The sequence below is a fragment of the Streptomyces sp. NPDC054796 genome (genome assembly GCF_053611545.1).
Genome location: NZ_JBSHAO010000011.1, coordinates 181,868 through 194,188, shown reverse-complemented (window position 1 = coordinate 194,188; position 12,321 = coordinate 181,868). Strand labels below are relative to the sequence as shown.

The window sequence follows — 12,321 nt, the reverse complement described above, 5'->3', positions numbered from 1 at the left end:
GGCCGCACGAACCGGATGGCCTCTCACGAAGCCGCGAACCGGTAGACCGGGCCCGGCCCGCCCCGCCCCCCCGGCGGGGGCCGCCCCCCCCCCCCACGGGTGGCAGACCAGCACGATGTTGCAGTTGTGCGCTCCGGAGCCGGTATCCCGGTGGTTCCTTCTCTGGTGGCCTATTCCGAGATGGAGCCGCGCCAGGAGGCTCCGCACTGGTCGGTCTGCTTGTGGATGACATCTTGTTCGGGCGGGTGCGGCCACGCGATCAGGCGGTAGTTCTCAACCGCCTCCTCGACGAAACCGTCTGGCTCGGTGTCACGGCCTCGCGCGTGGACTCTGATGCGGTAGTGGCCTGCTCCGTAGGGCGTGAGGAGGGGCAAGCCAGTAGGGCCGTGCTCCATGTGGTTGACTCCGACCTGCCCGTTCGGTGCGTAGAGACTGTGGTCGAGGACTTCGTCCCATGCCTGAGTGTCCACATACTGCGGCGCGTGGGAGCGGGCCTCGACCTCAACCTGGACGGGGCCGGCCTGTACTCCTGTCATCACCACGGCGATTCCGTCCACCGAGAAGATGAGGCCGTTGGCGGGGCGGATTTCCGTGGGAGGAAGGGTGTCGTTGTCGCAGAGGTAGAACATGCCGTAGTCGGCATCTACGTGTTCGCTGCCGGTGCCAGGCGTTTCGCTCATGGTTTCCACGGTATGGGACGGTCAGTTGGCGACCGAGACGAAGAAGTTGTCCTTCTCGATGACTCGGTTCTCGCGGTAGAAGTTCTGGAGGGCGGCCCCGCCGCCGCTGTTCTGCGTCTTGTCGATCATGCAGGCTGACCAGCCTTGGGGGCCGGTCTCAGGGTGCAACGTCGGGATCTGGCAGAAGCTGAATGTTCGGCCAGGCGCTGGAGTGTTGGGGGACTGGGTGTAGGCGCCTTGCCAGGTCGAGCGGAAGGGGTACTCGTCGCAGCTATAGCCCGTCGGCCGCGGGTAACCCCCGTTGGATGCCTGCGGACAAGCCCGGTCGCCGTTCTTCTTGGACAGTGCCTTGTCCGTCAATCGGGTCAGAGGCTTGCCGTTCGGATAGGCCCCGGGGAGACCGGACTTCAGGGCGAGGCGCAGATGACGTGCGAACTGCGGGTTGTTCCCGGACAGGCTCGTTTGGAAGATGGGTCTGTAGTCAGGCACGACGCATCCTGTCTTCTGCATGCCGGGGGTGGCATTATCGCAGCGTATGTCACCTCCGGGTTCCGAGAGCATCAGGTTGCTGGGTTTGGCCCCCGGCTTGAGGAACTGAAAGACGATGCCAGATTTCCCCGTTCCTACGGCGCCGGAAGCAGTGGCTGTGCTCTCCGGTATGGCTTGCCCGTAGGCGTACCCACTCGGCTTTACGGGCTGCATGGGGAAGTCCACGTTGCCGCTCGGCAGAGTGCAGGCGCCTGTGCAGCGTCCTTGACCCTGCAACTGGATGCCGGTGATATCCCCGGACGCTGACCCTTCAAGCACGTCGATCGCCAGTTGATGGCCCCAGGCGCTCTCGTCGTACTTGGTGTAGATGAACTCTTCCCGTATATATTCCAGCCTGCCGAGCTGTTGTCCCGAGTTCTGATCCAGGATTCTCAGTTCCCAGACGCTGACGGCACATGCTTCGTGCCGGTAGAAGAGCCAGTTGCCGGAGCCGTCGGCGTAGTCGTAGCACCAGTCGGGCACTGGCACGCGAGCACGGTCGGCTGCTGCGCGGTTCGGGGTCTTGAGCTGTTCGTGGGCCTCGCCGGGACGCGCTGAGGCGTGAGGCTGAGGGCTGATCTCAGCGTTGCGGATGCGCTCGACACACAGGGCGGTGCCGCTGGTTTGTGATTCGTGTGATCTGAGGCGCTCCTGCGACTGGCCGCAGCTTTCCGGGGCCGGGCTGGCGTGCTTCACGCTTGGCGGCGGAGTTGATCCGGGGCTTTCGGAGTCGGCCCGGAGAGACCGGAGTGGAGCTTCGGTACTGCCGGATGGCTGTGCGGCAACGGCTTGAAGCGGCAAGAGCGCGAGCGCTATGCCGATGAGAGAAGTGCGTAAGGCAGTTCTCACAGAAATCCCTTCACCTGGCCTCCGAGGGTGGCGCCAGAAGAAGCACGTCGAATGACAGCCGTGCAGGTTCCCGAGCACAATCACCCCCTTGATCTGCAGAACATGTGTAGCGGTCACGAAAGTTATGTGGATCTTGCTGGTATTGGAAGCGGTAAATCAGCCACAAGTCAGGTGTTCTATGGGCTTGACATGTAAGGCGGTACATGCCCGATACCGTTGGTTTGTTCTCCAGCGGGTGTGCAGTGAGCGCCACGAGCGCTCACTGCACGTCGTGACCGCGAAACGCAACAGGACCAAGCCGGGCAAGCAGCTCACAACGTGAAAGAGAGGCAAGCGTGGATGTGTCCCGCCGGTATCTGACGGACTGGGCGGGACGCGATGGAGTCCTGGCCGCTACCGTCGAGGAGCAACGGCCGCGCCTGTCACGGGGAACCCTCACGGGAACGGCGGGCGGCATGGCCTTGCCGCGGCTGGTGCTGTCACGGCTGCGTACCGAAGCTCCCGGTCCCGCTCGCGGATCTACCGCGGATGGCATCCTCGGTGTACAGGAACGGGGGAAAGGGGCGCAGGGGGCTGTGGGTGTGAGGGGCGGTCGCCAGCGTTGCCGGTGGCGGTGGATGCTGGCCCGGCTGCTGTGGGCGCCGGTAGGGGCCGTGGTGGCGGGCGGTATCGCCTGGACGGTTGCGCGGGTCGGACTGGAGACGGCGGACCAGCTCTCCAGCGTGATCGGCGGGTGCGTCGGCCTGGCCGGTTTCGCCGTCTCCCTGTTCGCCCTGCGCTCTCCCGTTTCCGCCACTGCCCCCGCGGGCGGCGGCGGGGCGGATGGGCGGTGGGTGCGGGGGGCCGCCGCTGATGCCTCCTACCGTGCTCCCGCCCTCCAGGCCCCCGTGCGAGGCCGGGAGGGCCAGCTTGCCGATCTCCAGCGTCTGGTGGCCGGCAAGGACGGCGGGCTCGTCGTGGTCTGCGGGACGGGCGGGCTGGGCAAGACCACCCTCGCCGCCCAGGCCGCCCGGCAGGCCGAGGAGCGGGGGCGGGCGGTGTTCTGGGTGCGCTGGCAGAACGATGCTGCCCGCCTCGCCCACGATCTGACCCGCATCGCCCAGGAACTGGGCCTGCCCGAGGCCCGTGTCGATGACGCCCGGAGCGGCCGGGCCGCACTCGTCGACGTGGTGTGGGAGCACCTGGCGGCGGTGCGGGGATGGGTGATCGTGCTCGACAACGTCGACACCCCCCGCCGCCTCGGCCCCGGCAGCGAGCCACCGGGCTCCTACCGGGGCTGGGTGCGCCCTGATGGGGCCGGGCTCCTGATGGTCACCACCCGCGATGCCGCGCGCGAAACCTGGGGCCCCCGAGCCCGCCTCCTCCCGCTCGAACCCCTGGCCGCCGACGCCTCGGGCACCGTGCTGCGCGACGCCGCACCCACCGCCGGCACCGCGCAGGAGGCCGCCGCACTCGGGGAACGGCTCGGCGGACTCCCCCTCGCCCTGAAGACCGCGGGCCGCTACCTGGCCAACCCCACCAGCCGCTACCGCACCTTCACCGCCTACCAGCACGCCCTCGCGTCCGAGTTCGGCGACCTCATCGGCGCCGCACACCCCCGGGCCGACGACCCGGAAATCGCCCGCCGGGTGGTGCGGCACACCTTCGACCTCTCCCTCACCCAACTCCACACCGACGGCTACCCCCTCGCCCGCCCCGCCCTCTACCTCCTCGCCCTCCTCGAAGCCGCACCCGTCCCCCGCACTCTTCTCACCCCCGACCTCCTCACCGACGCCACCGGACAGACCGCCACGGCGGCCGACCTCGACGCCGCCCTCGCCGCGCTCCACCAGTACGGCCTCATCAACACCCCAGCAGCGCCGACCGGCAGCGACGGCACAGACGTCCTCACGGCCGGGCAGATCGTGCTGCACCCCCTGGTACACGACGTCATCGCCCTCACCCCGCCCCCCGGCACCGACCGCACCATCTGCCGCACCGCCCTCGACACCCATCTCGCCCAGGCCGTTCGCGACACCACCGGCGCGGGCCGCCCCGGCTGGCCCGCCGCACGCCTCCTCGCCGCACACCTCCCACCCCTCCTCCACCGCACACCCGACACCGACCTCACCACCGCCCGCTACCTGCTCGACGACCTCGCCGCCACCCTCCGGGACGCGGGCGCCACGGCTGAGGAACACCTCCTGCGCCAGCGCCTCCTCGACGCCGCAACCCACCACCTCGGACCCGATCACCGCGACACTCTCGTCAGCCGCAACAACCTCGCCACCGCCCTGGACTCGCTCGGCCGTTATCAGGAGGCCGTCGACCTCCACCAGCAGACCCTCACCGACCGTGAACGCGTCCTCGGCCCGGACCACCGCGACACCCTCACCAGCCGCAACAACCTCGCCGACACCCTGCGCGCGCTCGGCCGTTATCAGGAGGCCGCCGACCTCCACCAGCAGACCCTCACCGACCGTGAACGCGTCCTCGGCCCGGACCACCGCGACACCCTCACCAGCCGCAACAACCTCGCCAGGGCCTTGCACGCGCTCGGCCGTTATCAGGAGGCGGCTGACCTCCTCCGGCAGACCCTCACGGAGCGTGAACGCGTCCTCGGACCCGATCACCGCGACACCCTCGTCAGCCGCGGCAACCTCGCCTATGCCTTGGCTGAGGTCGGCCTTCATGAGGAGGCCGTCGACCCCCTCCGGCAGACCCTCACGGAGCGCGAACGCGTCCTGGGAGCGGAGCACCCCGATACCCTCTCCAGCCGCAACAACCTCGCCAATGCCTTGGCCAAGGTTGGCCTTCATGAGGAGGCGGCTGACCTCCTCCAGCAGACCCTCACCGACCGTGAACGCGTCCTCGGACCCGATCACCGCGACACCCTCGTCAGCCGCGGCAACCTCGCCCGCGCCCTGGACTCACTCGGCCACCATCAGGAGGCCGCCGACCTCCTCCAGCAGACTCTCAGCGACTTCGAACGCGTCCTCGGACCGGACCACCACGACACCCTCACCAGCCGCAACTACCTCGCGGCGGCACGGGCTGCGACCGTGCGTACTCAACGGCGTCGATGGCCGTGGCAGCGCACCCAGCCCTGACCGGACCGCAGACCACGCCCGAGCGCGGACCCGACGGCGACGCCACGCCCGGCAAGAAGCCCGTGACCGCCACGTTCGAGGTTGAAGAACACTTCGTCAGCGATACCAACGACACCATGTATCCAGACGCGGGGCGAGGATGCGCATCGCCTGAGTCGCCTGCTGGGGTACGACGCCGTTGCCCAGCGCGGTGAGCTGGGCGGGGCGTCCGAGTCCGGGGTGGCGGTGACCCAGCCGTCGTCCAGGCCCTGCATCCACTCCACGAACCGTGGCGAGAGGCGGCCTGCGTCGTCGGTCGGCGCGGGTGCCGGGCGGGTGAGCCTCTCCCATCGGGCGATGGCTCGCTGTAGCGCCCCCACCCCGGGAGCCTTCTTGGTCAGTGCTGCTGCGTCGAAGAGGGCACGAGCCGGGTGCGCTGGAACCCAGGCCGTGGTTGTTCGGCTGCTCAGTTGAGCCGCAGCCGAGGGAAGCGTCAGGTCGCCGTTGCCGTGGCGCTGGTGGGGCGAGCCCTTGGCGACGTCGGATGCCTTCGGAGGGGGAGCCACTCGACCCCGTCGGCAAGGTTCGGGCCGTGCCCACCTTGCTTCCGCTTGGCCGGGTGCTGGCTGCCGCCGTTGGAGGCGAGGCTGCTGGTCGGCGTCTTCAGCAGCGGCATCTCGTCGCCAGGCGGTGAGGAAGAGCCGCTCCCGTCGGTGCGGGGCGCCGACGTCGGAGGCGCGTAGCACGCACCAGTGTGCATCGCGCCCGAGGTCGGCCAGGGAGCCGAGTACGGCACCGAGCGCTCGCACAGCAGGCTGGTCTGCGGGAGTGGAGGGCACGGTGATGCCCGCGCGGAGCCGGTCCATCCTGTCAGCCGCGCGGGAGCCGGGCCTGCGCGGAGTCGGTGCGATCGGCGGCGTCTGTTACGGGGAACTCCTTCGGGAACGGTGGGCAGCGGCGGCGGGAGGGGGTGTGGCCGCGTTCGCAGGCGCCGTGTTCTTGGTGCGGGGGCCGGTGCTGCGGGCTTGTGCGGCGGCGGCACGGGCCGGGGGAGGAAGCCCCGACGGACTCGTCGCTGCCTGCTCCTGCTCGGTGCCGGCATCGGCGGCATTCCGGCCTCGGCGGACCTGGTCGAGTGGGGTGAGGGCGTGCAGGGCGTGGCTGATGAGCTGGCCGGGCGCGAGCGTGTCGTCCTCCGCCAGGGCGCGGATGCGCTGCGCGGCGGTGGTGGCGGTGCGCAGGAGGGAGGCGTCGAGGAGCTGTTCGCCGAAGTATCCGGCCGAGCCTGCGACGGGAGTGGTGCAGATGCGGCGTACGCGCTCGGCATCGAGCACGCCGTTGGCGAGGGCGCCGCGGCGCTGGCACTCCCACAGCACGGTCAGTTCGTCGACCGGTTCGCCCCGGTGTTCCAGTGCGACGAGTGCCTGGTAGATCTGCTGGTGTCCGGGGTCGGCGAAGTCCTCGGGGTGTAGCCGGTCGGCCGTCGGGGAGATCTGGCCGGGGTGGGTGGTGAGCGTGGCCAGGAGGAACTCCTCGTCGGCCAGCATCCGCTCCGGTGTGGTGTCCGGGGAGCGGTGCGGGTCGGGCGTTGTGCTCGGCGTCGCGGGGCGGGGTTCGGTGCCCCAGCGGCGGGCGAGGTCGTCGAGGACCTCGTGCAGGACCTGGGTGTGGTGCAGGGTCTGCTCGACGCCGTTGCCGCGGGTGGTATCCGCGTGGGCGGCCTGGTGCAGGCGGGTGGCGTGCTGGGTGACGCTGCGGTGGATGGCGCCCTCCAGCACCATCCGCCCGTAGACCGGTGCGTGCGCCGGGCGCGGACAGGTGTTGACCAGCGAGTGCACGTATCCGGCCGTGACACCACGTGTGTGCGTGCCTGCCTTCTCGCGCGCGTCGTTGATCCAGGAGATGGGGACGGGCGCATCGGGCGCGAGCTTCGTCGCCGGATGGCCGTCCTGACGCAGGTCGAGCATTGCGGCATACAGGGCGGAGTGGGCGGGGCGGGAGAAGTGTTCGGGGCGCAGCCAGCCGGTCAGGCGGCCGAGCTGGCGCGGCTCCAGCAGCACCGCGCCCAGGACGGCCTGCTCGGCCTGCACCAGCGGTGTCTCCATCAGCCGTGTTCCAGGGCGGCGACGACGCGGTCGGCTGCCGCGAGGTCAGCGACGTGGCGCTCCAGGGCGCGGGTGAGGGCGGCATCGGCGGGGACGGCGCCGCTGGGAGCGGTGAGCCACCAGCGGCCGTCCCAGCGTATGGCGGGGGTGTCGGCCAGTTGCTCAGAAGGACGGATGGTGTCCCAGGAGGGTTCGGTCATCGGGCACCTCGATGGGAGTGGAGAACGGGCGGTAGGGCGTGGTGGTGAAGCCCGTTCGTCTCGTCGGGGTGCTGCTGCCGGGCGCGGCGGTCATGCGGCCGGTCCGTACGGGGCGCGGCCGGGCCGGTCCTTGGCCAGGGCACGTGCGGTGATGGCGACGGTGGCCTTCTTCGAGGCGGCGCCGAGGCGGTCGGCGTCCGGCTGCCGGTACCAGGGCTTGAGATCCAGCAGGGCGGGGCGGATGCCGGTCGCCAGCAAGAGCGCGCTGCCCTTGGGCAGGGCCCGGATCGCGTCGGGCGGGAGGATGCGTTCCTGCCGCATGGAGACGGAGGAGGACTTGCCGGATTCGCTGCTGGAGACCGAGAGGGTCTGCACGTCGTGGTCCCCGGCCAGGCGGGAGAGTTTGTCGGCGAAGTCGGCGTCGTCGATGCCGGAGCCGATGAGCTTGATCGTTGCCGCGCTCCACAGGGCGTCCATGCCGGTCTCGCCCCACACGCGCTGGCCTTGGCGGTAGGACTGGAGGATCGTGATGGGGATGACTCCACGGCTCCCGAGGTGGGAGTAGAGGTCGGGGAGGTCCTGGATTTTGCAGACGTTCGCGGCCTCGTCCAGGATCGCCAGCAGCGGTGGGTCGAGGCGTCCGCCGTCGCGCTCGGCTTGGACGACAGCGGCGCGCATGACCGCGTCCGCTGCGGCGGCGATGATCGCCGACGCGCTGCCGCCGCCGTCCTTGGAGAGCAGGTAGAGCGTGTCCGTACTGGTGGAGAATTCCTCCGGCTTGAACTCCCGCAGTTTCGACGTGCGGTGGGGTGGGGTGACCCAGGCGGCGATGCGCGGATCCAGCAGGCAGGCCGCGTACTGCCGGGCGTTCTCGTAGATCCCGTCCCTGGTTTCGACGGCTCCGGCGACGGTGCCCTGGAGCTGGGCGGCGACCGCGTGCAGTCCGGCGTCGGTGAGCAGGTCGATGGGGGTGCGGTCGGCGGGGGAGGCGAGCCAGGCGGTGACCTCGGTGACCGGCCGACCGCCCCGGGCCGCCGCGAGGAACAGCGCGGTCAACGTGTTGGCGGCGGCGGTGGACCAGAAGTCCCCCGCGCTCGACTCGTCGACCGAGGCGGTGACGAAGTGCTGGGCCAGGCGCCGCGCGCCGGTCAGATCGTGGGCATCGGAGAGGATGTCCCACCACATGTCCTGTTCGGCGTGTGCGATCTGCTGCGGGTCCAGCGTCCACACCGTCCCCACCCGGGCACGCTCGTCGACCGTCGCGGTGAACGCGTCGGTCGCCGCTTTGTTGGAGGTCAGCAGCACTGCGCCGGGTGCGCGGAGGATCGCGGGGATCGCCAGGCCGCTCGTCTTGCCGGAGCGGGGGGCCATGATGGCCAGGAGGACGTCCTCCCAGGAAGAACGCACCTCCGCCGATCCGGGCTTCAGCGAGCCGAGCAGCACCCCGCGGTCATCGGGAGCGACGTCCCCGGGTTTGGTGTGTTTCAGGCTGGGGCGCAGGCCGGTGGCCTTGGCGGCGGCCTTCTTCGGCAGCAGGTCCCCCAGGTCGCGAGGGTCGGCCAGGCCCTGCCGCTTGGTGCGCAGGCGCAGCCACAGCTTCGCGCCGGTGAACGCGGCGGCGGCCAGGAGCGCGGCGGGGAGGGCGTAGGCGCCGGTGAGCAGGGCGGGCCGGGACAGGTGCGGCCACATCTGTTCGGGGTGGAAGAGGGCCTGGAGGGGTTCGAGTGGTGCCCATGGGCCGGAGCCGACGATGGTGTTGGTGAGGTTGCCGGACAGCCAGGCCAGGGTGCCGCCGCCGATACCGAGGGCGGCGAGGCCGAGCAGGAGGGAGAGCAGGACGTCCGTACCGGTGGTGGTCGAGGGCGTCCGCGTGCGCGCATCAGACAAGAGCGGGTCCCAGAACGTGCGGGAGCGGTGGGGAAGGAGCGGAGGGGGGAGAAGGCTCTGAAGGCGGCCATGGTTTCGGGCTCCTAGCGGCGGTGGTGGGGTTGCGGGGTGTGCTCGGGTCGCGCCTGCGTAGCGGGCGGTGCGGGTGCGGCGGAGTCCGGGCTCGCGAAGCCGGGGCGTTGTGGGGCGGTGGCGTAGTAGTGGGCGATCTGGGCCTGCCAGTGCGCCTCCTCCGGGGGTGGTCCGAGGGCCCGCATCTGGTCGCCGACACCGTGCAGCTCGTCGCTGAGGTCGGTGAGTGTGGCGGCGGCGTCCTCGAACCGGCAGGCCAGCTCGAAGCCCTCATCGGTCACGGCGGCCCGAGCTTGTTCGGCGGCGGCCTCGAAGAACTGGCCGAGCCTGGCGAGCACGCCGTCGGCTTCGTCCAGCACGTGCTCGGCCGCCTCGGCGGCCTCCTCGTACGTCTCGGCGCCGTTGAGCTGGTCGGTGAGGTGGAGGATCTGGTGCCCGTAGGTGCGCGTGCCCTCCGGATCGGTGGGCGTGCGCGTCGGGCGGGGATCGAGTGGCACGGGTGGTCTCCCGGGGTCAGAAGTGGGGGTTCTCGCTGGGGCGGTCGGCCTCGCTCGCGGCCTGGAGCAGCTCGGGCAGGTCCGCGGGGTCGGCCTCGCGGTTGTCGATCCACCACCCGGCCCGGGTCAGCGGCCGTACGGCTTTCTCGATGGCCTCCCACTCGCTTTCGCTCGTCGCGCCTTCGGTGACGAGGGTGGTGTAGGCGGCGGTCACGAGCTGGTGGCGGCAGCGGGCGGCCCAGCCGACGGCGCGCTCGCTGCCCTCCAGTGGCGGCATCCGGTACCGCTCGGCCCACTCCTCGGCTTCGGCGGCCTCCTGGGCGCGCTTGTCCGCCAGCCACTCCGCCTTCGACTCGGAGTCCTGCTCCTTCGAGGCGCGCCAGCACGCGGAGCAGTCCCGGGCGGCGAGCCAGCGCGCGTACCCGGCGCGCTGGTCGGCGGGACGGGCGGACAGATCGGTCTCAGCGGTGTGGCCGCAGGCGTGGTCGATGGACCAGATCGTCTTCACGGGCATTCAGCGGGCTCCTTACAGATCAGCGGGGGAGGGGCGGTCAGCGGGTGGGGCGGTGGCCGGGCGGCGGCTGGGCCGCAGGAGGCGAGGGCGGGAGTGCCGCCTGCGGTGTGGGTCCGGGGCGGTGGGGCGAGGCGGCCGTGGCGGCGCGGGAGCGGGAGGTGTGGCGCTCCGGGAGCCCGTCGTGCTGCTCGTGAAGCGGCATGTCGGCGCGGGCGGGGGCGTCTGTGGGAAGCCCTCGGCTCATGTCCTCCAGCTTCATCAACGCGCTCATGACGTGGTCGTTGACGGCGGTGACCCGGTGCTTCGTGTGGCGCAGGTGCTGGGCCATCTCCCGGCCCTCGTCGGAGTCGAGGCGCTCGCACCAGGTGGTGGCGGTCTCCATCAGCTCGTGCAGCTCTTCGAGCGGGCCGAGCCCCTCGTCCAGCGCACTGCGGATGACGGCGGCGGCCCCGGCGGCCTCGCGCAGATCGGGCGCGTCCTCGGGCAGCGCGTTCGGGGGCTGGCCGGGAGCAGCGGTCGGTTCGCCGCCGTCGGATGGGATGACAGTGCGGGGGTCGACGGCGACCGAGTGGCCCGCTTTCTGGAACTGCCGGGTGGCGGCGGCCACGGCCTTCACCGCGCTGTCGTGGCCGGTCTCGGGCGGCAGCAGGTAGACGTCGCGGTCGGGGCTGTAGGTGAAGCCGTGCTGGCCCAGCGCCTCGTGGAGGAAGCGCGAGCGGGTATCGGTGACGGCGGCGGCGACACCCACGTCGGGGATGACGCCGAAGGCGACATCAGGTGGGAGAGAGGGGGACACAGGAACGTTTCTCCTAGCGGTGGTGCGCGGGCTGCCGGGCCAGAGCCGGGCTGGGGCGGTACGTGCTCTCGATGAGGGGGCCGGGCTGCCGGGGTGCGGTGGCGGCGGGGGAGACGGATGTCGCCGCCTGGGCCCGCCGCTGCTGGGCGGACGTCGCGGCGAGGGGCGGCTCTGTCGGTGGTCCGCCGGGCAGCGGGAGTGGCTCGCCGGGGTGGAGGTCCAAGGCGGCATCCGCGGCGATGTCCTGGCGTGCGGCCCGGAGCGACTGGACCGCGAGCTGGGCACGGCGTACCGGATCACGGTCCGGTTCGGTCAGTGCGTAGAGGCGGCTGTCGCCGAGGCGCTCGAAGCCGACCCGGCGCAGCAGATGATCGGTGACGTGGTGGTCGTGGGAGGGGGCGGCCACGGGCCCGGCATCCGGGTGGTGGCCGATGGTGATGTGCGCAGCTTCCGGCACGAGAACCTCACTCGGGTTGCTGATGTGCAGGTCGACGAGGATGGACGGTGAGGGAGGATTTGGCGGTGCCGGAGATTGGCGCTAGGCCGTCTCGGTTGGCGCGAGGGCCGGAGGGCAGCGTGGGAAGGGCGGTCCCGGGCGAATGCTGTGTTTCCCGCTGGTGCCGTAGGCGCTGGCTGAGATCTGGTGCCCACATCGCAGGACCCTCTGCTCCTTCTGGAGGGTGTGGTGGCCCAGTGCCCGGGGCCTGCGACCAGGCCGGGTACGGAAGCAGTCCCGGTCGGGGGAAGACCGGTGCAGACTCTCCGGCCGGAGCGAGGGCATATGCGCCCCTCGGGGGGCGCATAGTCGGAGGTGGCGCTACGGCTGTCCCCTTGGGGGCCGCATGGCGCGCGCGGCCCGCCGCCGCGCTCATCGGCGGCGGGCCCCTGTACAGCCTGGGGCACGGGGAAAGGCTTCCCTCCCCTGGCTCCAGGCTGCGTGTCCCTCAGCGGCCGGATGCAAGGCAGGCACCGGGCGGGATGGTGAGGGACAGCCCGGCTCCGTCCGTCGCTGCGGCAAGGGGACGGAGCCGCGCAGCGGCACGACACGGTGCGCACGGGATGGGCCATGCCGGAGTGTGGACCGGCCCGGACACGACAGTAGGCCGACGATCTTGCGCGGGCAAC

General features: G+C 71.0%; 11 protein-coding genes. 1 reads left to right on the top strand and 10 read right to left on the bottom strand.

Going from position 1 to position 12,321, the window contains the following annotated elements; all coding sequences use genetic code 11:
• Positions 1-170: 170 nt before the first annotated feature.
• The gene (locus ACWGJ2_RS12590; RefSeq protein ID WP_453346030.1) at positions 171-680 is read right to left on the bottom strand and encodes a hypothetical protein; all 510 of its coding nucleotides are present in this window, start codon (positions 678-680) and stop codon (positions 171-173) included.
• A gap of 21 nt (positions 681-701) precedes the next feature.
• The gene (locus tag ACWGJ2_RS12585) at positions 702-1,904 is read right to left on the bottom strand and encodes a NucA/NucB deoxyribonuclease domain-containing protein (RefSeq protein ID WP_453346029.1); all 1,203 of its coding nucleotides are present in this window, start codon (positions 1,902-1,904) and stop codon (positions 702-704) included.
• Positions 1,905-2,674: 770 nt separating this feature from the next.
• Between ACWGJ2_RS12585 and fxsT the strand changes: the two genes are divergently transcribed.
• Complete coding sequence (gene fxsT / locus ACWGJ2_RS12580; protein ID WP_453346028.1) at positions 2,675-5,146, top strand: FxSxx-COOH system tetratricopeptide repeat protein; 2,472 nt, start codon at positions 2,675-2,677, stop codon at positions 5,144-5,146.
• Here the strand turns inward: fxsT and ACWGJ2_RS12575 are convergent.
• The 8 genes from ACWGJ2_RS12575 to ACWGJ2_RS12540 all read right to left on the bottom strand — a co-directional run bounded on the left by ACWGJ2_RS12575 (position 5,107) and on the right by ACWGJ2_RS12540 (position 11,653).
• Positions 5,107-5,991: a DNA cytosine methyltransferase gene (locus ACWGJ2_RS12575; RefSeq protein ID WP_453346027.1), complete on the bottom strand. Its 885-nt coding sequence runs from the start codon at positions 5,989-5,991 to the stop codon at positions 5,107-5,109. The genes fxsT and ACWGJ2_RS12575 overlap by 40 nt on opposite strands.
• A 57-nt stretch (positions 5,992-6,048) precedes the next feature.
• Positions 6,049-7,230 (bottom strand): DnaB-like helicase N-terminal domain-containing protein, encoded by a 1,182-nt coding sequence (locus ACWGJ2_RS12570; protein ID WP_453346026.1) that lies wholly within the window; start codon positions 7,228-7,230, stop codon positions 6,049-6,051.
• A complete protein-coding gene (locus tag ACWGJ2_RS12565; protein WP_453346025.1) occupies positions 7,230-7,430 on the bottom strand; it encodes a hypothetical protein in 201 nt (66 codons plus the stop codon). Before ACWGJ2_RS12565 ends, ACWGJ2_RS12570 begins: the two co-directional genes overlap by 1 nt.
• 90 nt (positions 7,431-7,520) lie before the next feature.
• Positions 7,521-9,317 carry a type IV secretory system conjugative DNA transfer family protein gene (locus tag ACWGJ2_RS12560; protein ID WP_453346024.1) on the bottom strand — a complete coding sequence of 599 codons (1,797 nt, stop codon included), beginning with the start codon at positions 9,315-9,317 and terminating at the stop codon, positions 7,521-7,523.
• Positions 9,318-9,400: 83 nt separating this feature from the next.
• Positions 9,401-9,886: a hypothetical protein gene (locus ACWGJ2_RS12555; protein WP_453346023.1), complete on the bottom strand. Its 486-nt coding sequence runs from the start codon at positions 9,884-9,886 to the stop codon at positions 9,401-9,403.
• A 16-nt stretch (positions 9,887-9,902) separates the two neighbouring features.
• A complete protein-coding gene (locus ACWGJ2_RS12550; RefSeq protein WP_453346022.1) occupies positions 9,903-10,400 on the bottom strand; it encodes a hypothetical protein in 498 nt (165 codons plus the stop codon).
• A gap of 37 nt (positions 10,401-10,437) precedes the next feature.
• Positions 10,438-11,196, bottom strand: a complete 759-nt coding sequence (locus ACWGJ2_RS12545; protein WP_453346021.1) for a hypothetical protein — start codon at positions 11,194-11,196, stop codon at positions 10,438-10,440.
• Positions 11,197-11,209: 13 nt separating this feature from the next.
• On the bottom strand, positions 11,210-11,653 hold the full coding sequence (locus ACWGJ2_RS12540) for a hypothetical protein (protein ID WP_453346020.1): 444 nt from the start codon (positions 11,651-11,653) through the stop codon (positions 11,210-11,212).
• Between the last annotated feature and the right edge of the window lie 668 nt (positions 11,654-12,321).